Below are 25,811 nucleotides of genomic sequence, written 5' to 3' on the forward strand. Positions count from 1 at the left end.
CCTGCAAAAGTGGCGAAAAGGCGTTCCTTACGAATCCTTAATGCGGACGCTGCGAATCTTGACGCGCTCTTAACGGCACCGTGGTCTTTTCAGAGCCACACGGGGCTTCCAACCGCGAAAACACGCGGGAAATGGGGCGAGGCAGCAAGTAGCCAGCTCTCGGATCAGGCTGAAAGACGAGTACCGACTACTCGTGCCCAGGCAGCGCCCAAGGGTCTTTACTAATCACAGCGGCTCACGAACCACCACCAATAAACCCCCAATAGTTGGCGGTTGTACGAACCGCGGGCCGGGGCCGGACAAGGTACCCAAATACAGTTGTCCGGCCCCGCGGTCTAACCGCCGAGCCCTTAGAGGTGGTGGCTCAAAACGGACACGACGTCCCGGCAGTAGTCATCGATCCGCCGGGCCACGTCACGGTGAACGGATTCGTCGGCGTTGATGGGGTCCGGAATGTCGTCCGTGGACGTCAACTCAGCTGTTGAGCGGAGTGCGGCCGTGCGCCGTACAAGCTCAGCCACCGGACTGTCCGTTGCTGTTCCGGTGACGGCAGCCCAGCTGGTTGCTGCGGTCACTGCTGCCGCCTCAACCACAGGGAGGCGCTGACCCGCCCGGGCGAATTCGGCCATGGTGAAGGTCCGTTGGGCGGCACCGGGAAACTTCTTGACCAGTTCGTCCCGCTGCTTCAACGTCATGGTCAACACCAGCTGGGCTGAGTCCACTGCTTCTTGGGTTATCTGCTTGCCGTGGGAACCCGTGGGGTCGCCGCCCAGTTCCCGGGACAGCGTTGCCGGCAGTGGCTCCATGGGGGCGTTGACTGCAGCGTGCAGGCCTGCGCTGGCAACCGTAAAACCGGCCACCTCGGACTGTTGCAAACGGTGCCGGATGATTTGTTCCGCCAGCGGGGACCGGCAAATGTTGCCGGTGCACACGGTCAGAATAGACGACGACGGCGGCTGCTCGTCTCGGTGGCTCTGCGACGTCACAGCGCGTGGGTGCGTTCGCGACGGCGGCCGCGGCGTTGCTCGCCCAGCGGCTCCAATGCCGTGGCCTCCACCGGCCTGGATTCGTCGACTGGAACGTGGGTTGCGCGTGCGCTTTCCTCGCCCGAGTCTTTCCGGTTGTAGTACGTGTAGTACTGGTAGCCGTAATCCTCGCCCTTGGTGGACTTGCGGGACACCCCATTGATGATCAGGCCCAGCGGGCGGCCCCGGACGCGTTCCAGGTTCTGCAAGGCCCGCTTCAGCTGGTCGTACGTGGTTTTGCCGGCGCGGCTGACCACCAGCGCGCCGTCTGTGCGTGCCGTCAAAATGGCGGCATCCGTCACAGGAAGCAGCGGAGGCGCGTCCACCAGCACGATTGCATGCTTGGCGATGTCTTCCAGCATGGAATGCATGGCGTTGGATCCCAAGAGCTCGCTGGGGTTCGGAGGTACCGAGCCGGCACCCAAGACAAACAAATCACCACTCTCACCCCACGGCTGGAGGACATCGTTGAGGGTGGCCCTGCCAATAAGGACGTCTGTGAGGCCCACGTTGGTCAGCAAACCGAACGTCTTGGCCACGGTGGGCCTGCGGAGATCCCCATCCACCACAACAACCCTTTGCCCGGACGCCGCAATGGTCTGGGCCAGGTTGGCCACCACCGTGGTCTTGCCTTCGCCGGGGAGCGCGGAAGTGACCACAATGATGCGGGGAGGGGCATCCACGTCCATGAACTGGAGGTTGGTCCTGAGCTCACGGATGGCTTCCGCTACGGCGTAGTCCTGGTGGTTCTTGTTCTCAAGATCATTACCGCCACGCGAAAGCACCAGGCGATTGACGCCGTCGAAGTTGGTGTGGAATGGCACGGTGCCGATCACGGCCACGCCGGTCTCGGACTCGAGCTGGGCTGCGGAGCGGACGCGGCGGTCGAAGATGTTGCGGAGCAGTGCGTAGCCGATCGCAACCAACAAGCCGGCCACGACGCCGATCATCAGAGCAAGCCTGGTGTTGGGGGACGTCGGGGACGTCGGCAGCTGGGCCGCGTCGAGGGAAACGAAGCTGACAATCGACGTCTCGCCTGCTTTGGCACCCCCTCGTTCGAGCTGGTCCACCTGTTGGCCTACTGCCCGCACCCATGCTTCGGCCAGGTCCCGCGCGGACTCCGGGGTGCTGGCCTGCGCGGTGAATTTCAAGGTGGCGGTGTCCTGCGGGTTCTGCGCGGATATCCGAGAGATCAATTGCTCGGGGGTGGTGCCCTGGAGCTTAAGGTCATCAATGACGGTCTCAGCCACAGAACGCGATTTCGCTACATCAAGGTAGGACTTGGCCCGGGACTTGGAGTAGCTTTCGCCGGCCATGGCCGTACCCAGGTCCTTGTTGACACCCACGGAGATGATGCCGGAGGCATCGGCGCTGTAAACCTTGGTTTGCGTCAGCGTCCAGCCGAAGGCAGCTATGCCGCCCACCAGGGTTATGGCGATGACCGAAACCCAATGTGCGCGGAGGACTTTCCAATAGTCCGTAAGCTCCATGAAATTGTCCCCCTGCTGCTGTGTTGCGTCGACACAAAAGAACGCAGCTGTTGCACTGCGTCCTTATTATCGTAACGTGCTGTTCTAAAGGGGCTACCCACCGTGAGGTGGGATGGGGGGAAATATGACAATGCAGGACACTGACCATCTCAGGTCGATCCAAGAGAATTCGTCAAGCGTTTCGGCCTTGGTGGAGGAACAAACAGACTGCCTAATTGGTGCGGTTTCATTGAGCAGGCTTGCCGGTGAGTTGGCGGTTTTAGACGCCGTGGGTCCACAGGAGAGCGTGGACATTTATTTTGTGAACTCAGGGTTTCTTCGTGATCCGTCCGGTGCGCTGGTTCCGGCCGCAGAATCTGTGGTGGTGGTCCCTGGCGGGCAAGGCCTGCCCATGCCTTTCGTCGGAGAAGGTACTGCCCTCCGAATCCGCATCCAGAGGGCTACAGCAGAGACATTTGTTCCCCATGCTCTGGACAGCCTGACGGTGAGCCTGATTCCCTCCCGGTTGGATTCTGCAGCGGTTGCTTTTGTGGCTGCCATCATGGGTCAGCCTGCCCGTGAAGGTTCCGCGATCGAGTCCTATGCCACTGAGCAGATTCTTCTGGAGCTGACCGGGAGCCTCCTGCTGGATCACTGCGGGATCTCATGGAATTCCAACACCCTGACCTCCGTTTTGCGGGATGAGGCAATGGCAGTGATTGCCCAGCGTTGCGCTGACAGGGAGCTGAATCCTGAGGCTGTAGCCAGGGCCGTGAAGTCTTCCTTGCGACGGGTCCAGGCGGCCTTCGCTGAGGTGGGAAACTCCATCGCCGCTGAAATTCGCAGGCAGCGCGGGCGACTCGCCAAAAACCTCCTTACGGATGCCCGTTACGACGTTCTGAGCGTGCAACAGATCGCGGAGCAGACAGGATTTGGGACAACCGCGGCGCTCCGCAGGGCCTTGGATGAGTTGTATGGATGTGGTCCCAAGGACCTCCGTGAGCAACGCGCCAAGTAATGGATGTTGCGCAGTTCTGCTGGTAAGCGGTCAAATCGTGCAGACCTTGAATCATTCAGCGACAAACTCGGCGTTCTGGGCCTGATCTGGACTTTTGCCCCAAAATGCATGGGTAGTGTCTATCCGTGATGGGGGAACTCGGCATGTGCTGGATTCCAACCGATGGCATTCAACCCGAGTCGAAAGAAGAACATGAGCGACGAAATTAACGTTTCCAGGCCGCACTCCCGCCGCGCGGTAGTCAAGGGTGCCGCATGGTCCGTGCCCGTGATTGCGGCCGCTGTAGCTGCACCGGCAGCTGTTGCCTCAGTCAACACCTTGGGCCTCGCCTTCACGGCTTCGCAGACGGCGCTCCTTTCCCTGAACCTCCTTGACGGGGGTGGCGTCCTTACTGCACAGGCGCTGGTCACGGTGCCCACCACGGTGACTCTCACCAACGGTCCTGGCGCCGTCTCCGAGAACGCAACGGTGACTGTGTCCGTTGCCCGTCCCGCTGGTATCAATATTCCTGTTGGGCGTGCGCGCGGCTTCGGTGTGTACTCCTTCAACGGAGTACCCACAACGTCTGGTGAGCGCACGGCGATCTACCAGAGCGCCCCGATCATCGGCCAGTATGGCTTCCCGGCCACGACATGGACCGGCACCAACGTCCCTGTCTCCGTTGCAAGCAACGGCAGCCTGAATCTGCCGATCGTTTTCGGTCTTGCCGGTACAAGCACCGGTGTGACAATCAGCGCATTGTCCAGCTTCCCTGTGACTATTACGGTGGTTATCGGAGGCCGCACCCTGACGGCTAACACCAGCATTTCGGTACCCGTAGGTGCAGGCATTCTTTAGTTTTTACTGTTCAGTATTCAGCGGAAGCGCGTTGGTCCTTGTGGTCGGCGCGTTTTCGCATGTCTGGATTCCTGAATTAGTGTTTGATACGGACTGGCAGCAGGGTGCCCTTTTCGGCATGGCGTCCATCTGAACAAAGGTAGGAACATGCGGACGAATGACATCCTGGTGAATGCACTAGGTGGGCTGGTGCGCGTCCGTTTTGACTATTCTGATCATGGATATGACCCTGATGTATTCAGAAGACTGACCAGTCCTTGGAGCGATGCAGTTGTTCCACGGGCCGGGGTTGGAATTTCCGCTGAAGAATCCGCAATTGACGTCTTGTGGCCCTTTCCGGACAGCAGCGGCCTTCCCGGATCCGTGGCTGAACTGTCCACCCACACTACGCTGGCTGCAATAGAGGCACAGCGTGGACGGCTGCTGATGCTTCACGCCGCCGGAGTTTCTCATCACGACGGGCAGGTACTGGTACTGATTGGGCCGTCCGGACGCGGGAAAACCACGCTGGCGCAGACCCTGGGCGCCGGGCTTGGCTATGTCACCGATGAAACGGTGGGTATCGATGCCAACGGCGCCATCCACCCGTACCGGAAGCCCCTCTCCGTTATTCGTGCAGGGGAGGCCTACAAGGAGCAAATTGCTCCCTCCGCGCTGGGACTGAGGAAACTCCCGGAGGGACCACTGCATTTGGGGGCCTTGGTGCTGGTATCCCGCACAGAGAACCATCCCGGGGAGCCCCGGATAACTGCCGTGGGCCTGTGTGCTGCCCTTGCCGCTTTGGTCCCGGAGGTCAGTTATCTTCCTGACATGGACCAGCCCTTGCAGACCCTGGCCAGGCATGTCGATCGCTGCGGCGCCATCAAGGAAGTCATTTACGGTGAGGCCTCAGACCTTGTGCCGTTGGTCGAGACTTTGTTCAGCCGGGAAGAACCCGAAGCTTGGGAGCCTGTCCTGCCTCTGGAATCCGGTTCCGGCACCGAGTGCGCCTTGTCAGGTACGCGCTACGTTCCGGCACCCGTTCTCGATGCCGTGGAAGCCGCTGGCCAGACAGCGATCCTTGACGCCAGCCGGATGGTAACGGTCATTGATGGGGTGGCTCCCTTAGTGTGGCGGGGTCTGTGTTACGGCCTCGACTTCTCAGCGCTAACCAGTCAAGTGGAGGCCCGGTTCGGCGCTCCACCCCACCAAGAACTGGATCATGCCGTCGTGGAGGTTCTGGAAGCGCTGGCGGAAGCCGGCCTGGCGCGCCGCGTACCCGCTGCCCAGCATTGACGCCCATGGCAACGAATGAGTCCGTACGGCGCCGGCGCCTCCTGCGATCGCCATGGGTCCACGCACTCATGGCCTTGGTTCTTGTTGCCTTGATCCAGGGTTTTCTGGTGAAGGTCTATCAGGTTCCCTCCGGTTCCATGGAGCAGACGCTGAACGTTGGGGACCGTGTGCTGGTCAATCGCGTTGGATACGCTCTGGGAACACCCCAACACGGGGACGTGGTCGTGTTCCGCAAACCAGCCACGTGGGGGAAGGCGCCGGAACGCGGCTTTTTCAGGACCGCCGTCGGATGGTTTGGCGAGGTGACCGGAATTGGACCCGGCAATACCGAATATCTGGTCAAACGGGTCATCGGGCTGCCCGGAGACACCGTGGAATGTTGTGGCATGAACGGGAAGGTTTCGGTTAACGGTGCGGCCTTGGACGAGCCTTACATCTTTCAGGATCTGCCGTTTACGGCCGGCTCACTTGATTGCACGACGGCGGTCAAGTCACCTCGCTGCTTCCTCCCGATGCACCTTGGCGCAGACGAGTACCTGTTCATGGGTGATCACAGATCCAATTCAGAGGACTCCGTGGCAGGGTGCCGGGTCCCTGCGGCCACAGCGGATTGCCTTAGAACGGTTTCGGCGTCGGACTTAGTGGGGAAGGTTGACTGGTTTATCTATCCATTCAACAAGTGGGGGAGCAACGCAAACCTGTCCGGTGTGTCCTAGGCCGGGTTTGGTTCCAGGACCTGTTGGGCTTTGGACACGGAACGGTATTTTGCGTAGAGCAGCAGCCCCGTCAGTGTTTCCACCACAGCGAGGCCCAGGAAAAGTACAGCAAGTGAGTCGCTGAGGGTCAGGAGCGCCACGCTGACGGCCAGGTACAGCAGGGATGAAGCAACCCGGATCCAGAAGACCTGTCCAACCAACCCGGCCCGGCGCAGGTAGGTGAAGGGCAGCGTGCTGGGGATGGTGATGAGTTTCCAGAGGCATGCCAGGGACAGCGCGCCCAGGGTGACCACGTTCCAGGCAGGTCCGAAGAGCGCGGTGAACACGCCCAAGGTTTGAAGGAGCAGAATCGCGGCGATGGCCAGGACGCTCAGGCCGGACATTCCCAGAACCAGATTCTTGGAATGGGCACCCAAGAGCCTGGTCCGCATGTACCCAAGAATGGGTTGGAGGGCTCCCAGGACTGTGATGGTCGCCTTGAGGGCCACAGCCTCGTCATTGCGCTGAAGCAGGTAAACCGTGGCCACAATCCCCAGCGGGACCAACGCCACCATGGTTGTCTCGAGGGTGATCCAGGCAGTAGGGGCCAGTCGCGGACGGCCGGAAGCCTTGTAGGGAGCCTTGACGGCACGGACCAGGATGGCCGCGATCATGGCCAGCCCCAGGACAGAGACCGCCCAGGGTGACTTCTGGCCAGCCAGCACCAGTGCACCGCCTGCACCCAGTACCAGCGCGGAAGCAGTGAGCGCCTCCATCTTCCATCCAGCCGTGAAGGCTGCGTGCATCCGGCCTATTTGCAGCGCCAGCATTGCGCAGGGCAATCCCACGGCCATGGCCGCGACAGAGCCGGGGAAGATGACCATCCCCAGAGTGCCTGCCACGCCCAAAGCCGTTGCCCATACGGGGATATAGGTCTTCTCCATCAACGACGTATCGGCCATGCGTGGTTCCAGCAGACCAGCTGCCAGGACTCCGGCAATGAAGGAACCGATGCTGAGGAACAGTGCTATGTGGGCTTGGTCGTCGAGAGCGAAGAGGCGGGCAGCAACGCCCTGGACGGCGGCCGGCACAATGGCTGTCACAGCTCCAGAGGCAACCATGACGAGTGACTGAAAAGCACCACGGCCGGTGGCGGTATCAGTGGTCATACGCTCACAGTCCGGGCTGCGGACTTGAGGCTGTCGCTCAGGGACTCGAGGGTAGCGTGACTGTTTGCTACGGCCCGGTTGATCGCAGCGTCGTAGTCAGCGCGGGCATTCTCATCCTGCAGAAGCCGTGTGAGCTGGCTGCTCACGGCGTGCGGGTCGAAGGAAAATGCGTTGTGAACGAACTCCCGTAGCCCCAGATCCTCAAAGGCCGCAAAGCCTTTGCGCTCGTAGGACAGATGAATCACGTAGTGGCCTGCCTGGAGAGCCATGAGGGCTGCGTGGAGCCGCACGGCAACCACAACGCGTTTGGCCGTGGCGTTGTTGAGGAAATCGTGACGCCTAAGGATTTTCTGAGGGTGCAGGCTTTGCATGGGGGACAGGTCTTGGTTTCCACCCGTCTGGCTTTGCACGTAGCCGTCAAAGGAACCAATCAGTGACGCCAGCTCAGTGATGGGTTCAGGCAGGCCACCACGGAGATTGCGTACGGAGTACACCGGTGTGGCCTCTACGGGGTGGGTGGTACGCGATTGCACGCGCAGTACGGCCATGTCCGGAGATCTCTCCACAACAGAGGGCAACCCGAGTTCATCAACGGTGCGGTCATCCCTCGCCCAGACCTTGCTCAGCTTGCCCAGATGTTTCCGGAACCACGGGGCGCTTCGAAGCCGCAAAGGGCCAATGCTTTGCGGCAGGTAGACCACCTTTGACCCGTGACGGCTGGCGGCCCGCAGCTGAACGCCGTGGACAAGCAATGCTTTGGCGAGCTCCACGCAATTGCCTCCGCGCAGGTAGCCTCCGCCAACCCCAACAACCAAGTCAAAGGTTTTCAGGTCCTTCAGGGTGCGGAGGTATTCGCGATTGTAGCCACGCAGCGTGGGCTTGCTGCCGCGCAGCGTTACTCCCGGAAGGTTGAAGCTGTCGGGATCCGAGGCCAAGACGGTGAGTTGGACATCCTCTGCAGGAAACGCCTCCGTGATGAGTTCGATCGCCTCAGTCACCAGCATGCCATCGCCAATATTGTTGGCACTGTACGCGTGCAGGATTAGTACTCTCATCGCTGAAGAACCCTTTCATACACAGCGGTGTGCGCCTCCACGCTGCTGTTCCAACTAAAACGTTGTGCCCAGGCCGGCCCCGCTGCCCGGACGCTCTCCAATGCCACCGGATCGGTAAGTGCGCCGGCAATGCCCTGTGCCAGTGAGCCGGCGTCGGTCCCTTCGAAAATCAAGGAGGGTCCCGCAACCTCCTTGAGGGAACCCCTGTCTGAACAAATAACCGGCGTGCCGGCAGCCAGAGCCTCGAGGACCGGGAAACCAAATCCTTCATACAGGCTGGGGAAGGCGAAAAGTTCAGCGTGCTGCATCAGGGCCACCCTTTCGTCGTCATCCACAAACCCAAGGTTCAGGACATCCGAGGCGTTGATTGCCGCCATTGACTCGTCGGCGTTCCAAGCAGGCTTGCCGGCTATCACCAGCTTGACACCGAGTTCCTTCAGAGGAGGCATGGAGAAAGCACGGACCAGTTCAATGATGTTCTTCCTCGGCTCAATATTGCCCAGGTAAAGCACAAAGGGAGTGGACAGCAAGTGCTGAAGCCGGTTGCTCAGGGGACGCTGCTTGGCGAAGTGCTCAGTATCAATACCGTGGGGAATGGTGGTGATGCGTGCGGGGTCCACTCCAAACACGTGAGACACATCGTCAGCGCTGGAATCTGAAACGGTGATGACCGCATCAGTGGACTGGATGGCGCGTTGCACCCTTGTGCGCCAGATTTTCTCCTGACGCGGTGAGCGGGCGGTGGTGATCCAGCGGCTGGCCACGCCATGGACGGTCACCACGGAGGGTGCACGGGTGGGTAACAACGGACCTGTGTCCGCGCTGTAGTGAATCACGAAACCCGGCGATGGCGGCAACGTTAGTCCCTGCCACGTTTCACCCAAGGCCGTCAGCGCGGCACGTCGCGTGGAGGCGAGCTCAGTGATTTCCACACCGCGCACTTTAAGCCCTTTGGCAATTTCCCTCGCGTAAGTGGTGTTGCCGCCTACGTGCCGAGAAAGGATCCTGGAGGGGAATGCTACTCGCTGAAGCTGGTTCACAGGTCGCTGCCTTTCAGGGCATAGAGGTCACGAAGCGCGGTCTGCAGGGTTTGGCTGTTCATCCGGTCAAGGAGTTCCTGATTGGCTGCCTGCGCCCGGGCATGTGCTTGAGGGTCGCGAAGAATCGTGCGGACAAGTTCAGCCACTCCGTCGGGATCCGGGGCCTGCATCAACCCGGACCCTTCGAAAGCCGGAATGGCCCTTGCTGCCACCGGGATGCCTTGTGCTGCGGCGTCCAGGACGCTCAGGGGAAAACCTTCATAGGCTGCGCTGTGGACGTAAACCGAACACGCAGCCAGCGCCGTCGCCACCTCGGCGGGCGGAAGCCACCCGGTGACCTCTATGCCGCCTTTTTCCAATTGCCCGCGCAGTGTGGGGTCTCCATCACCAATCCATTGAAAGCGCGCTCCGGGTATTTCACGGCGTACGGCGGAGGAGACAAGCTGGAAGAACGCAGGGTCCTTCTGCCGGCTGATGCGTCCCACCATGGTGATGACAGGGGATTCAACGTCCGCGGTGCTTGTTCCGGGGGTGTCCGTCCGGGGAATGCTTGGCAGATTGGGAATTCGAACGCAAGTGGCCTCAGGTTTGAGTTCACGGACAAGTCGCGTCTCGTGCGATGTCAGCGTTCCAAACTTCCACGTCCGGCGGGCCAGGAACTTTTCCACCCGCTGGTACAACAACCGCTGTAATGCAGGCGTGTGGGGATCGTCATGCTTAAAGCAGTGCGGCTCGTAGACAACCGGTGAACCCAAGCGCTTGGCGCGCGTGTAGACCCCCGAAAAACTCGAATGGGCGTGAACCACGCTGGGGGAAACAATGCCCACCGTGGTTTTCACTGCAGCAATTCGCCCCAGCAGCCCTTGGCCAAGATCATGGTGGGTAATACCCAAGCCGTTCCAGACCGGTGCAGGACTGCCATTTATGAACGGTGAGAGAACAGCGTGGTGAAATTCCGGAGGGCTGTTCTCGATATAGCCGCGAACCGCTTTCGGCACCCCGCCGTCGATGCGGTCAACTACGTGAAGTATCTTCCCAGACGCACCTCGAATGACCATCGTGCTCCCCCAAATAATTAGCAAGTGAGACGCAGTCCCGTGCCAACTGCGGCCCCCGCTGCATGCGAATACACGGAAGTTTTGGTTGGGGGAGCGTTGCGATTCAAGTCCAGGTTCAAGGGTACCGGATCCGCGCTATATTTCAGATTACTGCGAAGAGCCTACGGTCAGCCTGCTGTTCAATTCTGAGTTTCGAATTGCGGTAGATTTAACTGGTAATTGCCGGCCCGCGTGCGTGGGAATCATCAGTTGATCCGCGCCCGTTGCCCAGGCGTCCAAGGGGAGGACCGCGAATGACGAGGTGGGTAGCCATTGCCTACGGGGCTTTGGACCTCCAGGGATGGCATGAAAACCACGCCGGCGTTGAGGTAATGCTGTTGGGCGCAGTGCCTTCGGAACCAATAGGGCTGATCGGTGCTCCGGCTTCTCTCTGGCGGCGATTGATGGCAGGTCCGGTGACAGATACTGTGCTGACTTCCGAAGAGCGGGTGCTGGTTCGGGAGTTTGCATCGGCGGGGATTGCCTCAGATGACGAAGGACATCCGGCCCGGGTCAGGCGTCTGGAGAAGCCTTGGCTCAGTTCGCCCCTGCACGAAATGGTCTATGCCCTGGTGGCCAGTGTTGCCCGGGACATCCACGTTGGGGTGGTGGCCATCAAAGGGCCAACCCTCCACCGCCAAGGCCTGCGGGACAGGGAGCATTCCGGGGATGTGGATATCTGGGTGCACCCGGACCATGTGGAGGTTATCTGCAAGGCCCTTGAGCAGTGGGGCTGGAACGGCCAGGCTGATCAGTGGTCTGGGCTTTCCTTCAACCACTCCACGGCTTTGGAACCTGGAGAGTGGGGTTGCGAGATTGACGTCCACCGCCACATTCCTGGCTGCTCCGAGAGCGACGACGCTGTGTTCGCCTCACTCATGCGGAGCACTACCAGCACGTCATTTGCGGGCGTCACCGTACTGACACCGGACGTACCGGCCCATGCAGTCCTGCTTGCACTGCACGAATTGCGGCCGGAAGCCCGGCATGGGAAGCCGCCCGCCCAGCCGGAGGAGGTTGCTGAGAAGCTCAAGGTTGGTGGCCCGGACTCTTTCAACTTCGCCCGGGAGATCAAGGCATTGGCCGTGTTGGAACCCTCCCTCCGTCTGGCCTATCCGCACCGTTCGTTCGTGGTTGATCACAAGATTCCTTTGAACTGGAAATGGCGCGAAAGCAAGGGGTGGTGGCGTGCCTACTGGATGATCTTTACCTCACTTACGCCCAGCGATCGCCGGCTCTTTGTGCAGCGGGCGATCTGGCCGCAGCGGGAAGTTCTGGCAGCGTCGGATGCCCGGGCCGGGAGATCCGCCGTGGGGCTCGCCGGGGCGCGGCTGCGAAGATTGCGCAAACTCCTGCGGTGGTAATGGATTCCTGGAATCATGCACGGCCGCAGGACAAAAGAAGCTTGGTAATGGGGGCACGCAAGTGAGGAACTTGAATATGGGGATCAGCAGCACCGGAGTGCTCGATTCAGTACCGGACGTCACAGAAAAAGTTGCTGAGGAAACCTGGCCATCAATCGACGGCCGGGCGGCCAAGGCCTCCGTCCGGCAACTGGTTTTCACGGGTCCTTGGTTTCAGCGCTTCATGTTGTTAAGCGTCGTGTTCATGCCCTTCCAGTACGCGCTGACCCTCTCAGTGGGTTTCCCTCTCAAGATCAGCGAGATATTGGCGGTCCTGGGCATCGGAACTTATGTGCTTGGGCGGCGGTCCAAACCCCGTCGAATGGATGTTGCCGCGGGCGCCGCCCTCTTCCTGGCGGTGGCTACCGTTCTGTCGGCAATCGTCAATCTCACTCCAACCGAATCCGGGCTGAGGGCGGTTGGATATGAGCGCGGCTTCCAGACTGACCTGCTCCTGTATAGCGGTTACGCCTTCCTCGCCCTGTCTTTCTGGGCCGTTTTGCGTAGGGTTGAACGCCACAAGATTGTGCGCGCAACTGTGCTTTCCATATGGCTTTGCGGCGTCGCTGTTCTCCTTCAATGGGCCTCTTCCATCACCGGAAATACGTTCATTATCGGCCTTTTGGGGTTCCGCACTTTGGGAGTGGATGGGACCGTTGAGACATTGCGTTCCGGTCCTTTTCTGGAAGGCCAGCACTTGGGGTTCTTTGCAGGTGCGGCAATCCTTGTTGCTTTGTACAACCGGAGCTATCCCGCTGCTGTGATAGCCGCCCTCTGCATCCTCTTTTCACAGTCAACCACTGCTTATGCCGGTATTGCTGCAGGTGTTGCACTCATTGTGGTTCTGAAGTTCTCCAAGGTGGTTGTACCTCTGATTGTTGCTGCATTGGTCGGGGTACTGGTGCTTCTTTTCTCCGACTCACTCAGAAATACACTCGGCAGGCAACTGGCCAAGATAGGCTTCACGGAATTCGCGCCCGACTATCAGTTTGCAACATCGTCCCTCAACCAGCGCGGCGTCAAGACGGAAATATCTTTCGACATGAGTAGGGACAACCCTCTTTTTGGGGTTGGTCCAGGGCGGTATGGTGCCTTTTTCGACCAGTACGTTAATGGTCGCCAACTGCCCTGGATCTACTCAACGGATCAAACCCGGCCGATTGCCGAGAATGCCTATGCGCATGTTGCAGCCGAGTTGGGCTACTGTGCCTTGATCGCCTTCTGCTTGCTGATTCTCTGTTTGATCTGGCGCAACCGGAGGACCTCGCCCGTCTTGGTGATGGTCGCCATTTTTGTGGCTCTTGGTGTGGCCACCCAATCGTCATGGACGTTTCTGCCCATCTGGTCGGTGTTTGGCCTGCTCGCCGCAGATGACAGGGAGAAGGAACCTGAACCAGGTTCTCCAGCGGCCCCCGCCCTTGGCTAGTAGGCCCCGTCTTTGGCAACAACGGCTTTGGCAGTCCTGAACAAGATGACAATGTCTTGGGCGAGTGACCAGTTCTCCACGTAGTAGAGGTCCAGCCGGATGGACTCTTCCAGCGAAAGGTCATTCCGGCCACTCACTTGCCACAAGCCCGTCATGCCCGGCTTGACCAGCAGTCGACGGACGGATGCGAAGTCATACATCTCCACTTCGCGTGCAACCTGGGGGCGGGGACCAACCAAGCTCATGGTGCCGTTGAGAACATTGAGGAGCTGGGGGAGTTCGTCGATTGAGTAACGGCGGATCCAGGCGCCCAAGCGGGTGACGCGCGGGTCGTCCTTCATTTTGAAGAAGATGACGCTGTCCTGGCTTTGAGCCTGAAAGGCCTCCAGGAGCGTTTCGGCATCATTTCTCATGGAGCGGAACTTGATCATTTTGAAGGACTTGCCGCCCTTACCAATCCGCTCCTGAAAGTAGAACGCCGAGCCAGGACTGTCCAGCTTGACCATGATGGCCACGATCGCCATGGGGATGGCCAGCATCGCCAGCAGAATCAGAGACAAGCCAATATCCAGGGCACGTTTCGCGAAGGCTTTTACGCCGCTGAGTTTGGGAGTGGTCACGTGAATCAGCGGCAGCCCCGCCACCGGCTGCATGTGGATTCTGGGTCCGGAAACATCGGTGAGGGCGGGGGCTACGATCATTCCGACGTCGCGCGCTGCCAGCTCCCAGCCGAGCCTTCGAAGGAAGGCAGGGTCCAGCTGGGCGCCCCCACACACTGCCACGGTGTCGGCACCCGATTCGGCGATTGAGTCCAGAACCATATCAACGTCTGGCGTGGTGCCCAGGACGCGGAGATCCTCGCGGGGCGTCTTGCTCGAGTCGGTCAGCAGGGCTGCCACCGGCTTGTAGCCGGAAACGATGTGCTGTGTGAGGCGCCCGTAGAGATGGTCTACGTTGTTGGAGGCGCCGATCAACAGCACCCGGTGAAGGTTTTCGCCCTGGAGGCGGCTCAGGTGGAGATACCTTCTCTGGAGAAGGCGGACTACCAGAAGGAGGACCACACCCAGCGGGAGTGCCACGGACACGTATCCGCGGGCTGTTTGCAATTGGAAAACGTATGAAACCACCGCCAGGCCACCAAACAGCCATAGTGATGAAACGGCTACGCGTTTGTACTCGTCGGTTCCGGTTCCCAGGACCTTCCGGTCCCTCGTGCCGCCGAACTCCAGAATGCCCGTCCAGGCAATGATCAAAACCACGGAGAGGGTTGTGTAGGACAACTCCGTGTCTCCACCGGCAACAGTGACGTCGTCAGTTCCGAACCTCAGCAGATGAGCTCCAGCTACGGCGACAACCACGCAGGCCAGATCCAGGAACCGCATCTTGATGCTTTGGGCACGGAGCCACGCTGAATCGGTGCTCGTGACAGCAGTGGGGGCGGCTGATACAGCGGCGCTCATGCTAACCCGAAATGCTCGTAGAAAAGGCGCTGTGCCCAGGTTCGCTGGGATGCCCCAGCACATAGATATGTGTACTCACGATTTCAGCCCCCATAGCCCCCAATCGCCCAAAAGGGCGAACGTAAATTACCGGCAGAAGTCAGCGCTGGGCACTTGACTTTACGTCGGTAATTTCCATGCTAAGTGCGATCGAGCTGCATCTCAAATTACGGGTGAATGCTCAGCGGGAAGGGAATCGGCACCCAATAATAAAGGAGCCTTCCATGAATCATTTTGTGCAGAAAATGCTAATTTCCGCGCAATGAAAGTATTCTTATTTACGCCAATTTGTGCAAATATTGAACCTTTCCGCGCAAGTACGCGGGTCTCAGGTGAATCAGAAAGGCCCCCGGTGTCCTCGGCGTAAGCCGTGGCGTCGGGGGCCCTCTGTGCTTCTACCTGTTCACCAGGCAGAACTGATTTTCCTAGTTGCCCTTTTCCAACGCGTGGGCGGTGACGTACGCGCCCAACTGGTCTTTGGACAGTGCAGCGGCGATGTCATTGATTGCGGTGGGGTCCTTGACCACAATGGACTGCCCATCCGCGGAGGTCCCTGTGCCCAGGGTAGGCAGGGTGAACATCACGGTATCGTTGGCTCGGAGGTCCTTCATTCCCACGGCCAAGCTGCCGATTGCGCCAGCGTCAAAACCCTTGTCCACGCTGATGAAGGGGGAGACCGCGGAAACCATGTTGCTCACGGTGACCGGGTTTGTCAGGGTTTCCTTGGCGATCGTCTTGCTGATGATCGATTTCAGGTAGGCCTGTTGGTTGCGTACACGCTGGTAGTCACCATCGCTGAACGATTTGCGTTCGCGCACAAACGCCAACGCTTCATCGCCATTGAAGGTTTGTTTTCCTGCAGCGTAGTAGTGACCCTTCATGGGCCCGGAGTTGGGGGCAAACGGGATCTTCACGTCAACCTCCACGCCACCCAGGGCGTCGGTCAGGCCCTTGAAGCCCTCGAAGTCAACCATGGCCACATGGTCAATTCGCTGCTGAAACAACGACTCCACGGTCTGCACCATCAACGGAACACCGCCATAGGCCAGGGCCGCGTTGATCTTCGATTCACCCCTGCCCGGGATATCCACCCAGAGGTCGCGCATGAGGGACACCGCGTAAACGTTCTTACGGTCGGCCGGTATGTGAACCAGCATCAGGGTGTCTGCCCGCTGGTCAGTCGAGGCCTGGTTGTCGATGTCCAGCTCAGCGGTTCCTCGGGTGTCGCTGCCCATCACCAGGATGTTCATAGGGGCGGTGCCGTTGACCGGCTCGCTCTTCTGGGGACGCGTGGACTCTTCCGGGAAAGCGGCATCGATCTTAGTGGTGCCGGAGTTGAACGTCTGGGCCAGGTTGAAGATGTAGGCGCCTCCGATGATGCCCGCAATCAGCACTACAGCGGCAAAGCCAAGAAGTACGTTCCTTGTGGTTTTTTTTCCGCTTTTTTGACGTCGGGGACGGGACTCTGCAGAGGGAGTTTCGGTATCTGTCGGGAGCGTCATGTGTTCCTTGGTGTCGGCGTCAGCAGTGACTATTCTATCAAGGCGCAATTAGCCCTTCGGCGAACTCTTGTTTTAGGCTGGCTCCCCATTGATTCGTGACGTCCACTTTAAGGTGGGTTCCGGCGTCGAAATTTGCTTCCTTCAGATCCACTTCCAAGGACTCCAACGGGGAATTGGCGCCGGGATCTTTACCGTCATTGCGTGCAGCGCCCGGCGACTGGGTGGTCCACTCACGGGGGCGTCCATCCTTGGAGGTCCATTTCAGCGTTGTTTGGCCGCCGGCAATGTTGAATCCGGTTACTGTCAGGCGGTCAGAGGAGCGGTCGACGGCGGCACTGGTCACCACCGGGGTCTTGAATCCGGAGGCCATTTGCTCCATGAGGGGTGTTCCCGTGCCTTTGCAGGTGAAGTAGGGATCCCACATGAATGAAATGACCTTGGAGGCGGGTTCCATCTGCTGCAGCTGACGCTCGATGCGTTCCAAGGTGGTTTGGCCACGAAGGCTGTTGCTGCAGAAGTTTTTGTCCGTTGCCGGCGCCATACCCTCCAGGTTGGCCCAGAGCACCGCGTTGGTTCCCTTGATCCCGGCTGCTGCTGCGCGGAAATAGTCCTGATTGGGCGCGGCATACTTCTCCTGCCAAGACCCGTTCCCTACGATCGTGGCCGCGTAGGGGTCCACGGGAGTCTTGGCTTCACTGTCCACATAGGCGGCGCCCTTTCCGGTGCCCATGCCGTCCTGGATGGCGATGTTCAACTTCAGGCCCGTGGACGTTTCCGCGATGTTGCGGATTGCCACCCTGGCATCGGCCGGGGTAACGAACGAGGTGCTCTTCCGCGACTCGATGTACGGGCTGATGACCGCTGATCGCGAGGGGAGGAGCTTGTGAATGGACTGGTTCTGCAACGTATAGAGGGACAGGATCGGATCGAAGATGGGGCTCGAACTGAGCGGCATCTCCACGTGGTGGTAGAAACCGGCCAACCCGGGCACATCATTCTTTTCGGCCTGAAACCGCAGGAAACGCTCCGTGAAAAGACTCAAGGTCTGCGTGTAGGAGAGGTCCGGCAGGTACTCCAGGTCCGTGCGCTTCACCGGTGCCGGAAGCCCGGCATAGAACTCCATCTTCAACTCCGTGGCTGCTGCGGCCAAGGTTTGCGTCGGGTCGGAGTCCGTTGATTTGGTTCCACCGGTCACCACGACGTCGTAAGTGCCGCTGGGGGAGTTGCAGCCTTGACTGTCTGTGGGAAACACCAACACCGCAAAGGTCTTGCCATTGGAAGTAAGGCTGCGGTCCCGGGGGCACCCGAGGGCCGAGCCGCTCCATTGTGCACCGTCTGAATAGGTGAAGTAGCGGTTTACCTTCAAGGAACCGGTCACCACGTCGGCGCAGTTATTTCCGTCAATGAGGCAGTCTTGGGGCAAGCTCGACCTTGAGGCCGGCCGCAGCAGTGTTCCGAAGGTGATCAGGGTATCGCCGCCCAATCTTCGGATGTCAGCCAACTTCTCCCGGTTGGCGGTAGCCGAAGTACTGGCGTAAATGAAGTATCCGGAGAGCGGGTACTGGGGGAGTGCAGCGGGCGCAACAGGGGGCGGGGCCTGCTGGGACGAAGGCAGCAATGACACGCCTGTCGCGGCGAGGATAGCGGCTGCTACAAGGGCGCCGATCCAGAGAACCAGGGGGCGACGGCGGGAGCGGGACGAGCCTGACGTTCGGGAGAGCCTCGCGGGTGACATGTCTTCCTCTGGATCGGGCAACGGAACCGACTCTACCAAGCCCGGCAAGTTGGCAGCGTCGAGGTTCTTCCCAGCCTGGTTTGATACGTGCGATAAACTAACCCAGGTTGTCCTCTGAGAGTGGGCTGCCCTGCTCCGCCACGTCTCAGGCGGCTGCGCTTTACAGGACGCTCAGGTTCTGCAATCTACACAACGGGGGGAAAGTTGGGCACCGTCATCAAACGTGTTCAAACCGTGCTGGTGGTTTTGACGTTCGCTGTACTCGGATTCGTTGGAACTCAACCCGCTTTTGCCACCCAGACCGAGCCTGGTCCCGGCATGGAATCGCCCCAGCCTGGTGAAACCCAGACGCCGATCATCCCAGTTGGGCCTCCGGTTGTTGTGGTACCCACCCAATCTCCGGTGCCCACGGAAGCGCCAGCGCAACCCGAGACGCCGCCCTCCACGGAACAGCCCGTAGCGCCTGCACCCGCCCCGCCCGTGGTTCAGGAGCCAGTGGCGCCGCCTGCTGTAGTGCCTGAGTTGCCTGCAGCTCCTGCGCCCGAAGCGCCGGTGGAAACAATTCCCCTCCAGCCGGAAGCCGATGTCTATGTCCCGGAAGCCGAGGTGCCTGCAGAGGCTGAGGCCAGCGCAGCGGCCGTGCCCACGCCGGAATCGACGCCAACGCCCATTCCAAGCAAAGCTGCAGCTCCGGTTGCCAGTGCAGACATTGCCGGCCCATTGAAGACAGCCATTGCGCCGGTGGCCGAAAACAGTCCGCTGGTCCAAGGCATCACCGTGCTGGTTCTGGTCCTGTTGGGTGTGGCGTACTTCCGGGTCCTGCGTCCAAAGGGAGCCGCCAAGCCGCGGCTCAGCGGCAAGTAGCCCATGAATCACCCGCTTCTTAGGGGTAAGACTGCCAAAAATCCTGCATCGCCAAGGCGTCTCATGCTCCTGACCCACTCCTATTGGCCGGAGCACAGTCCTCCACAACGGCGGTGGTCCTCGTTGACCCGCGAATTCCAGAAGGCCGGATGGGATGTGGACGTGGTTGCCCCCGTGGCCCATTATCCGAATGGCAGGAGGGACCTTCCGCGGCACCAGGCAGGGTATGCGTTCAAGAGCCAGACTGGTCCGCACGGCGAAAAGATCAGGCGGGTGCCCTACCTACGGCATTTGGGAAAGTCTCCTGTAGCCCGCTTGGTGGACCAGTTGTACTCTGCGGTGCTCTCGGTTCCGGCCGGGCTGATGGTGCAGAGGCCGGATGCGATCGTGGCCACCGCGCCCAGCCTTCCCACACTTGCAGCGGGGTATGTACTGTCCAAGTTCCGCCGGGTTCCGTTTGTTGTAGAGATGCGAGATGCTTGGCCGGATTTGGCCAGAGATGCGCGGCTGGTGCGCGGAAGCGTCAAGAGCCTGGTGGAACGCGCGGTTGAGTTCTTGCAGCTTCGCGCTGACATGGTTGTGACCGTCACTGAAGGTTTTGCGGAGATCCTAAGGGCTCGCGGCCTGAAGAATGTCATGACAGTCAGCAACGGTCTGGACCTGAAAGCCGTCCCTTTTTTGGAGCCGCCCACACTGCAGCGGGACGTCTTCCATGCCCTCTATTTGGGCAACCACGGCAAGAGCCAACGACTGGACGTCCTGATCAGAGCCGCTGCACTGCTCGGCGACGGATTTCACCTGACGCTGGTGGGACACGGAACCAGCCGCCCGCAGCTGGTCAAGCTCGCCAGGGACCTTGATGCACCCGTCAGCTTCTATCCTTCACTGCAAGGACAGGCAGTGCTCAACAAGTACCGCGAGGCCGATACTTGCGTTGTGTCGCTTCGCGATGACTGGAAGTCTTTTGAGGCGACAGTCCCATCCAAAACCTACGAGGTGCTCGCCATCGGACGGCACGTGACGGCGATAGTCCGCGGCGAGGCTGAACGCATCATTAAGGAGGCCAAGGGCGGAGACGTGGTTGCCGCCACCCCGGAGGCGGTGGCCCAGCTGTGGCGTGACTTGGCAGGGAACCGCGAGCGTTTGGCCGCCGGGCGGAGTGGCCGTGAGTGGGTCAAAAACCATGCCGATTATGCACAGTTGGGATGGCGGTATGTCGCTGGTATTTCGCGCTTGGTCGGCGGGGACTCATCAGATAGTGCGGAGGGGCCCCGTGTTGATACCCAGCGCTAGAAACCTAAACTTGGCGGCAAATACGGTCGCAGACCATCTGACGGAAGCCCCGTTCGTCTTGGCTCTCCAAGTCCTCAGACGGCTGCCATCGTCAATCGTCCGGCCTTTGGCACGATCCCTTGCCGCGGTGGCTCCAAAATCAGCGCATCCCGTTTTTATGCTGGCGAGCCATGCTGCTGGCGATGAGTCCGGCCTTCTGGCGCGTTTTGAAAAACTGCTGACAAACCCCGTTGCTCCTGTTCGGTCCATCCGGGCAGCTGAAGTTGCGCTCGCTGCCGGGCAGCCCGCTTGGGCTGACAAGTTTCTGGATCGTGTGGCCAGCGACAAGAAGGCGCTCGGGACGATTGCCCGGCGCAAGTGGTTCTCCGGAGATATGAGCGGGGCCGTGGATGTTCTGGAGGGACCGGACGGCCACGTCCGCAAGCAGCGGGAGCGCCTGAGATCGGAACTGCAAATTTTCCGGGGTTGGCGCCCGGAACTGAACGAGAACAAAGCAGAGGTACGGCAAGCCCGGGTCTTGCACCTTCTGACCAATTCCGTCCCCCACACCGGGAGCGGGTACGCCAGGAGATCGCACTCAATCTTGTCTGCCCAAAAGGCAGCGGGTTGGGACCCTCTCGCCGTTACTCGCTTAGGTTACCCAGTCCAGATTGGGGTTCTCAGCGCTAAGGACGAAGACGTTGTGGACGGCATTCCTTACCGTCGGCTTCTGCCAAAAAGCATGGCGAAGTCCATGGGTGGACGTCTGCAACAGCAGGCGGAGGCACTCTTGGATGTCTCCCAGCAGTTTCGGCCCAGTGTGATTCACACGACGACACACTTTGTTAATGGCGTGGTGGCACATGAGGTTGCTCACGCCCTTGGTGTCCCTTGGGTTTACGAGGTCCGTGGACAGCTCGCCGACACATGGGCTTCCACTCGCGGGGAGGACGCACGGAACAGCGAACGCTACCGCCTCTTCAAGGAACGGGAAGCGGAGGTCATGTGCAGTGCTGACCTGGTGGTTACGCTCGGTGAATCGATGAAGCAGAGCATCCTGGCCGCGGGGGTGCCGGAGGACCGGATACTTATTAGCCCTAACGCAGTGGGTGGAAGCTATCTTGACGAGCCCATCCAACATCACGATGCCCGGCGGGCTCTGGGGCTCGACGTGAACGCACTGTACATCGGCACAGTGAGTAGTTTGGTTGATTACGAGGGCCTTGACGACCTCGTCACATCATTTGCCCTGCTTGCCCCGCGACTGTCAAAGTTAAGGTTGGTTGTGGTGGGCGACGGCACTGCCGCGCCGGCGCTTCGGCACCAGGCGAAGCTGCTGTGCGTCAGCGATAAAGTGATCTTCACTGGGCGCGTATCAGCCGAGAAAGCCCGTCTCTACCATCAAGCTTTGGATGTCTTTGTAGTGCCGCGTAAGGATCTCTCCGTGACCCAGCAGGTCACTCCGCTGAAACCAGTCGAAGCACTGGCCTGCGCGCGGCCTGTTGTAGCCAGCAGATTGGATGCCTTGAGCGAGATAGTGCACGACGGTATCAACGGCCGGCTGGCTTCGCCCGGAGACCCTGAGGACTTGGCTAACGTGTTGCACGAATTGCTGGAGGACGAAGGCATGCGCCTGCGACTCGGTGCAGCCGGAAGACAAGGAGTACTGGCAACCAGGACATGGGAAGCCAACGCACTCGCGTACGGACGGGCTTATGAGACTTTGATTTCCAACAATGTAAGGAAGGCCAGCTGATGCCGGCAGAGAAAGCAGTCTTGCCAGAGCCGGCGCTGGTGCAGCCGCTGGCTGTGGACATGCGACGACTGACCCGTGTCGGCGCCAGGCCAGGATTTCTGGAATACCTCGTGCAGTTGTGGGACTTCAGGGAGTTCATTTTCTACGATGCCCGCGCACGAGTGCAGAGCGGAACCCGGCGTGACCGCTTGGGTAGCGCTTGGCTCTTGCTTAACCCCATCTTCAGTGGCCTAACATACTACTTCATGTTCGGACTCTTGCTGCAGACCGGGCGTGGTATCGAGAACTATGTGGGTTATCTGGTCATTGGCATCTTCATATTTCAAGCTTCCGCTGGAGCGATCACAAGCGGGGCAAAATCAATCGAAGGAAATAAGGCCGTTGTTCAGGCTTTCAATTTCCCTCGTGCGACACTCCTAATAGGAGTGAATATTCGGGAGATGCTTGCAAATGTTCCATTGATCCTCGCGATGCTGCTAATAGTCACGATTGTTCCACCGGTGGAGAAGATTACTTGGCTTTGGCTTTTGATAGTTCCAGCCTTGGTTCTGCAAGGGATCTTCAACTTGGGTCTCGGACTAATTTTGGCACGTATAATCGCCCGAGTACACGATGCCAAACATCTCTTGCCATTTGCAATGCGGGCTTGGATGTACGGTTCCGCAATATTTTACTCGTATGAACGCTTCGTTTCTCACCCAGAAATTGTGGCTGCCATGAAGCTCAATCCTCTGTTCAACGTCATCGATATCATCCGAAACTGCGTGCTCTACGCGCAGCCGCCGACCTGGCAGTCGTGGGCAACGCTGGCCGTATGGGCGCTTGGGGCACTTCTAGTGGGCATGGTCTTTTTCTGGCAGGGGGAGGAGTCCTATGGTCGCGGCTGAACAGGTGTTAGATGTCGAGGGGCACCCCTGTGTGGTGGTTGACCGCGCCGCCATGGAATATCGAGTGGTGACGTCTGACGCCACAGCCGTCGCTGAGGAGCGAAAGGAGATCAGCCTGCTGAGCCGCCTTACTCGGCGTCCCAATACGGTCACCGTTCAGGCGCTGCATGAGCTGTCCCTGGTTGTTGAGCGCGGCGAATCTGTTGGCATCATCGGACGCAACGGTTCCGGTAAGAGCACTCTGATGAAACTCATCTGTGGGCAGGTAAGACCGTCCTCCGGAGCCATTTTCGCCTCGAGTACACCGATCATGTTGGGAGTGAATGCCGCACTCGTCGGTGATCTCTCCGGACAGCAGAACGTCGTCCTGGGATGTCTTGCCATGGGGATGAGCCGTCGTGAGGTCGCCGCAAAGTTCACCGGCATTGTGGAGTTATCCGGGCTGAGGGACTCCATCTACCTACCGATGAAGTCCTATTCCTCAGGTATGGCCTCAAGGCTCCGCTTTGCCATTGCGGCGAGTATCGATCCTGAGATCCTTTTGGTTGATGAAGCACTAAATACCGGTGACGCCCAGTTCAACGAGAGAAGTAAGCGCCGCATGGACCAACTGCGTGAGCAGGCTGGTTGTGTATTCATCGTCAGTCACTCGCTGGACACCATTACCAGCATGTGCAGTCGAGTGGTTTGGCTGGATAAGGGCCACATGATTATGGATGGTGAACCGTCTGAGACCGTCAAGGCCTACCAAGACTTCACCAGCAACCTTGCCAAGGGCAATGGCATAACTGCGGCCAGAATTCTTGATGAAGCACGAGCCAATTTACATATGACAGAAGTGTTGGGCAGAAGTAAGATGCGTAGGAGCCGGGCATGATTTATACCGTAGAGAATCTGCGGAAGGCCGCATGGCACTTTCGGGCTGGCGGGGTTGCGCAGCTGCAAGCATTTCACAAGCGCCAACGGGCGCTGGCTGTCAATAAGACGTCCAATAAAGACGTTCAGGCACGCCTGACAACTCCGAAGGCGAGCAACGAGAAACGTCATATCACTTTTCCGGCCTTTGACTACCCGGCGGTACCTTCACGCCGGGACGACCTGACCGTTGCTGTCATCCTGGACGATTTCTCCGCCAAAGCTTTTGCCTTTGAGTGGAATCTCGTTTTTCTGACCAAGGACGGTTGGTTGCAGCAGCTGCAAGAGCAGCGCATCGACTTCCTTTTCGTTGAGTCGGCGTGGGAAGGGAACGGAGGCTCGTGGAGATACCAACTGACCGGGACCAGCGGCCCGAAGCAAGAGTTCCTGAACCTGATGCGCTGGTGCCGGGAGAAGAATTTGCCCACGGTCTTCTGGAATAAAGAGGACCCGCCCCACTTCCTTGATTTCTTGCCCGCGGCACGCGAGTTCGACGTCGTGTTTACGTCAGACGAGAACAAGCTGCCTGACTACAGGCAGGAGTTAGGGCACAACCGCATAGATGTACTGCCTTTCGCAGCGCAGCCGGCTATCCACAATCCGATCCGACCCAGAGAAGGCCGGCATTCCCGTGACGTGGCCTTTGCGGGTATGTACTTCGCACACAAATACCCCGAGCGCCGTGAGCAGATGCGTCTTCTGCTCGATGGAGCAATTGCTGGCTCGGATCGAGTCAAACATGGCCTGGAAATTTTCTCACGGCAACTCGGAGGCAATCCGGACTACCAGTTCCCTGAACCCTACGCCTCCCACGTCGTTGGCTCATTGACGTACGATCAAATGCTCACGGCTTATAAGGCTTACAAAGTTTTTCTGAACGTCAATTCCGTGGTCGATTCGCCCAGCATGTGTGCGCGACGAATTTTTGAGATTACTGCTTCCGGGACACCAGTGGTGACCACGCCCAGCCCTTCTCTGCCAAGGTTTTTCCCCAATGGGGAGATCCACAGTGTGGAAACCAAGGAGGACGCTGCCTTCATCATGAGGGCGTTGATGAGGAGTCCTGAACTTAATGATCGTTCAGTACACCTCGCCCAACGCCGGATATGGGCTGATCACACCTACGCCCACAGAGCCGAAAAGGTCGTAGGACTGGCCCTTCCTCAGCAGGTCCGCCCCGTTCAACCCGAATCGGTGAGTGCCTTGGTCTCTACTATTCGGCCCCATCAACTGGAGCATGTCTTCAGGACTGTCGGCTCCCAGCAAGGCGTGGATGTCGAGTTGGTTTTGCTGACTCATGGGTTCAAAGCCAACTGGTGGAAGATCTGGCGGTTGCGGAGGAAATATGGTGTGCGCAAAGTGACTCTTCTTCATGAGCCCAGGACCGTCAGCCTTGGTACGTGCCTGAATTTGTGTGTCACGGCCGCCAACAACGACATTCTTACGAAGATGGATGACGACGACTATTACGGTCCCAATTACCTTCGGGATCAGGTGAACGCCATGATGTTCTCTGGGGCCGACGTTGTTGGGAAGCTGGCTCATTACATGTATATCGAGAGCCGAAACGCCACATTGCTGAGGTTCAATCACATGGAACATCGCTTCAGCCACATGGTAATCGGTGCGACGATCATGGCAAGGAAGTCAACGTTCGAGCGCTTTCCCTTCGAGGAGTTGCGACGTGGCGAAGATACCGCGTTCATGCGTGCGGTCAGCGATGCCGGGGGCAAGATTTACGCATCCGACCGATACAACTACTACGTTCAACGTTCAGCCACTGGGCATACGTGGACCGCCACTGACGATCAATTGCTCGCGTCCGGGGACATTAAGCTCTGGGGCAATCCTACTGAACACATCACTGTCTAG

General features: G+C 59.3%; 21 protein-coding genes. 12 read left to right on the forward strand and 9 right to left on the reverse strand.

What is annotated here, in order from left to right:
• Positions 1-350 precede the first annotated feature (350 nt).
• Entirely contained in the window at positions 351-986 is a 636-nt protein-coding gene (locus tag AR689_RS16985; RefSeq protein ID WP_197412910.1) for an arsenate reductase/protein-tyrosine-phosphatase family protein, read from the reverse strand.
• Positions 983-2,515 carry a tyrosine-protein kinase domain-containing protein gene (locus tag AR689_RS16990; RefSeq protein WP_062072015.1) on the reverse strand — a complete coding sequence of 511 codons (1,533 nt, stop codon included), beginning with the start codon at positions 2,513-2,515 and terminating at the stop codon, positions 983-985. The genes AR689_RS16985 and AR689_RS16990 overlap by 4 nt, the downstream gene beginning before the upstream one ends.
• Positions 2,516-2,801: 286 nt before the next feature.
• Between AR689_RS16990 and AR689_RS16995 the strand changes: the two genes are divergently transcribed.
• From AR689_RS16995 to lepB, 4 genes are all read left to right on the forward strand, one after another.
• Positions 2,802-3,512 carry a helix-turn-helix domain-containing protein gene (locus AR689_RS16995; protein ID WP_197412911.1) on the forward strand — a complete coding sequence of 237 codons (711 nt, stop codon included), beginning with the start codon at positions 2,802-2,804 and terminating at the stop codon, positions 3,510-3,512.
• 192 nt (positions 3,513-3,704) lie between these two features.
• Complete coding sequence (locus AR689_RS17000; protein ID WP_231745564.1) at positions 3,705-4,349, forward strand: hypothetical protein; 645 nt, start codon at positions 3,705-3,707, stop codon at positions 4,347-4,349.
• A gap of 147 nt (positions 4,350-4,496) precedes the next feature.
• A complete protein-coding gene (locus AR689_RS17005; RefSeq protein WP_062072019.1) occupies positions 4,497-5,624 on the forward strand; it encodes an ATP-binding cassette domain-containing protein in 1,128 nt (375 codons plus the stop codon).
• Positions 5,625-5,629: 5 nt separating this feature from the next.
• Positions 5,630-6,340, forward strand: a complete 711-nt coding sequence (gene lepB, locus AR689_RS17010) for a signal peptidase I (RefSeq protein WP_062072021.1) — start codon at positions 5,630-5,632, stop codon at positions 6,338-6,340.
• Here the strand turns inward: lepB and AR689_RS17015 are convergent.
• The 4 genes from AR689_RS17015 to AR689_RS17030 all read right to left on the reverse strand — a co-directional run bounded on the left by AR689_RS17015 (position 6,337) and on the right by AR689_RS17030 (position 10,641).
• On the reverse strand, positions 6,337-7,488 hold the full coding sequence (locus tag AR689_RS17015) for a hypothetical protein (RefSeq protein ID WP_062072023.1): 1,152 nt from the start codon (positions 7,486-7,488) through the stop codon (positions 6,337-6,339). The two genes, lepB and AR689_RS17015, sit on opposite strands and share 4 nt — an antisense overlap.
• Positions 7,485-8,543 (reverse strand): polysaccharide pyruvyl transferase family protein, encoded by a 1,059-nt coding sequence (locus AR689_RS17020; RefSeq protein WP_062072024.1) that lies wholly within the window; start codon positions 8,541-8,543, stop codon positions 7,485-7,487. The genes AR689_RS17015 and AR689_RS17020 overlap by 4 nt, the downstream gene beginning before the upstream one ends.
• Complete coding sequence (locus AR689_RS17025; RefSeq protein ID WP_197412912.1) at positions 8,540-9,475, reverse strand: glycosyltransferase family 4 protein; 936 nt, start codon at positions 9,473-9,475, stop codon at positions 8,540-8,542. The genes AR689_RS17020 and AR689_RS17025 overlap by 4 nt, the downstream gene beginning before the upstream one ends.
• 104 nt (positions 9,476-9,579) lie before the next feature.
• Entirely contained in the window at positions 9,580-10,641 is a 1,062-nt protein-coding gene (locus tag AR689_RS17030; protein WP_062072028.1) for a glycosyltransferase family 4 protein, read from the reverse strand.
• A 293-nt stretch (positions 10,642-10,934) separates the two neighbouring features.
• Between AR689_RS17030 and AR689_RS17035 the strand changes: the two genes are divergently transcribed.
• The gene (locus AR689_RS17035) at positions 10,935-12,044 is read left to right on the forward strand and encodes a nucleotidyltransferase family protein (protein WP_062072030.1); all 1,110 of its coding nucleotides are present in this window, start codon (positions 10,935-10,937) and stop codon (positions 12,042-12,044) included.
• Positions 11,968-13,509 carry an O-antigen ligase family protein gene (locus tag AR689_RS17040; protein ID WP_082698023.1) on the forward strand — a complete coding sequence of 514 codons (1,542 nt, stop codon included), beginning with the start codon at positions 11,968-11,970 and terminating at the stop codon, positions 13,507-13,509. The genes AR689_RS17035 and AR689_RS17040 overlap by 77 nt, the downstream gene beginning before the upstream one ends.
• Here the strand turns inward: AR689_RS17040 and AR689_RS17045 are convergent.
• The 3 genes from AR689_RS17045 to AR689_RS17055 form a co-directional block, all read right to left on the reverse strand.
• Positions 13,506-14,969: a sugar transferase gene (locus AR689_RS17045; RefSeq protein WP_231745565.1), complete on the reverse strand. Its 1,464-nt coding sequence runs from the start codon at positions 14,967-14,969 to the stop codon at positions 13,506-13,508. The genes AR689_RS17040 and AR689_RS17045 overlap by 4 nt on opposite strands.
• 464 nt (positions 14,970-15,433) lie before the next feature.
• Positions 15,434-16,510 carry an LCP family protein gene (locus AR689_RS17050; protein WP_062072034.1) on the reverse strand — a complete coding sequence of 359 codons (1,077 nt, stop codon included), beginning with the start codon at positions 16,508-16,510 and terminating at the stop codon, positions 15,434-15,436.
• 37 nt (positions 16,511-16,547) lie between these two features.
• Positions 16,548-18,245: a hypothetical protein gene (locus AR689_RS17055; RefSeq protein WP_062072036.1), complete on the reverse strand. Its 1,698-nt coding sequence runs from the start codon at positions 18,243-18,245 to the stop codon at positions 16,548-16,550.
• 204 nt (positions 18,246-18,449) lie between these two features.
• Between AR689_RS17055 and AR689_RS17060 the strand changes: the two genes are divergently transcribed.
• The 6 genes from AR689_RS17060 (at position 18,450) to AR689_RS17085 (ending at position 25,811) form a co-directional block, all read left to right on the forward strand.
• Complete coding sequence (locus tag AR689_RS17060) at positions 18,450-19,109, forward strand: hypothetical protein (RefSeq protein WP_062072038.1); 660 nt, start codon at positions 18,450-18,452, stop codon at positions 19,107-19,109.
• 63 nt (positions 19,110-19,172) lie between these two features.
• Entirely contained in the window at positions 19,173-20,402 is a 1,230-nt protein-coding gene (locus AR689_RS17065; RefSeq protein ID WP_231745566.1) for a glycosyltransferase family 4 protein, read from the forward strand.
• A 10-nt stretch (positions 20,403-20,412) separates the two neighbouring features.
• Positions 20,413-22,137, forward strand: coding sequence for a glycosyltransferase family 4 protein (locus tag AR689_RS17070; RefSeq protein WP_231745567.1), 1,725 nt, complete (start codon positions 20,413-20,415; stop codon positions 22,135-22,137).
• On the forward strand, positions 22,137-23,024 hold the full coding sequence (locus tag AR689_RS17075) for an ABC transporter permease (RefSeq protein WP_062072041.1): 888 nt from the start codon (positions 22,137-22,139) through the stop codon (positions 23,022-23,024). The genes AR689_RS17070 and AR689_RS17075 overlap by 1 nt, the downstream gene beginning before the upstream one ends.
• Positions 23,011-23,901, forward strand: coding sequence for an ABC transporter ATP-binding protein (locus AR689_RS17080; protein ID WP_062072043.1), 891 nt, complete (start codon positions 23,011-23,013; stop codon positions 23,899-23,901). The genes AR689_RS17075 and AR689_RS17080 overlap by 14 nt, the downstream gene beginning before the upstream one ends.
• The gene (locus AR689_RS17085) at positions 23,898-25,811 is read left to right on the forward strand and encodes a glycosyltransferase family protein (RefSeq protein ID WP_062072045.1); all 1,914 of its coding nucleotides are present in this window, start codon (positions 23,898-23,900) and stop codon (positions 25,809-25,811) included. Before AR689_RS17080 ends, AR689_RS17085 begins: the two co-directional genes overlap by 4 nt.

Origin of the sequence: Arthrobacter sp. EpRS71, assembly GCF_001512285.1 — a bacterium.
Lineage (GTDB): Bacteria > Actinomycetota > Actinomycetes > Actinomycetales > Micrococcaceae > Arthrobacter.

Excerpts from the sequence above, each read along its gene's own strand:
- AR689_RS16990 (WP_062072015.1), bottom strand. The coding sequence starts at position 2,515 with ATGGAGCTTACGGACTATTGGAAAGTCCTCCGCGCACATTGGGTTTCG.
- AR689_RS17000 (WP_231745564.1), top strand. The coding sequence starts at position 3,705 with ATGAGCGACGAAATTAACGTTTCCAGGCCGCACTCCCGCCGCGCGGTA.
- AR689_RS17005 (WP_062072019.1), top strand. The coding sequence starts at position 4,497 with ATGCGGACGAATGACATCCTGGTGAATGCACTAGGTGGGCTGGTGCGC.
- lepB (WP_062072021.1), top strand. The coding sequence starts at position 5,630 with ATGGCAACGAATGAGTCCGTACGGCGCCGGCGCCTCCTGCGATCGCCA.
- AR689_RS17015 (WP_062072023.1), bottom strand. The coding sequence starts at position 7,488 with ATGACCACTGATACCGCCACCGGCCGTGGTGCTTTTCAGTCACTCGTC.
- AR689_RS17020 (WP_062072024.1), bottom strand. The coding sequence starts at position 8,543 with ATGAGAGTACTAATCCTGCACGCGTACAGTGCCAACAATATTGGCGAT.
- AR689_RS17030 (WP_062072028.1), bottom strand. The coding sequence starts at position 10,641 with ATGGTCATTCGAGGTGCGTCTGGGAAGATACTTCACGTAGTTGACCGC.
- AR689_RS17035 (WP_062072030.1), top strand. The coding sequence starts at position 10,935 with ATGACGAGGTGGGTAGCCATTGCCTACGGGGCTTTGGACCTCCAGGGA.
- AR689_RS17040 (WP_082698023.1), top strand. The coding sequence starts at position 11,968 with ATGCCCGGGCCGGGAGATCCGCCGTGGGGCTCGCCGGGGCGCGGCTGC.
- AR689_RS17045 (WP_231745565.1), bottom strand. The coding sequence starts at position 14,969 with ATGAGCGCCGCTGTATCAGCCGCCCCCACTGCTGTCACGAGCACCGAT.
- AR689_RS17050 (WP_062072034.1), bottom strand. The coding sequence starts at position 16,510 with ATGACGCTCCCGACAGATACCGAAACTCCCTCTGCAGAGTCCCGTCCC.
- AR689_RS17055 (WP_062072036.1), bottom strand. The coding sequence starts at position 18,245 with ATGTCACCCGCGAGGCTCTCCCGAACGTCAGGCTCGTCCCGCTCCCGC.
- AR689_RS17065 (WP_231745566.1), top strand. The coding sequence starts at position 19,173 with ATGCTCCTGACCCACTCCTATTGGCCGGAGCACAGTCCTCCACAACGG.
- AR689_RS17075 (WP_062072041.1), top strand. The coding sequence starts at position 22,137 with ATGCCGGCAGAGAAAGCAGTCTTGCCAGAGCCGGCGCTGGTGCAGCCG.
- AR689_RS17080 (WP_062072043.1), top strand. The coding sequence starts at position 23,011 with ATGGTCGCGGCTGAACAGGTGTTAGATGTCGAGGGGCACCCCTGTGTG.
- AR689_RS17085 (WP_062072045.1), top strand. The coding sequence starts at position 23,898 with ATGATTTATACCGTAGAGAATCTGCGGAAGGCCGCATGGCACTTTCGG.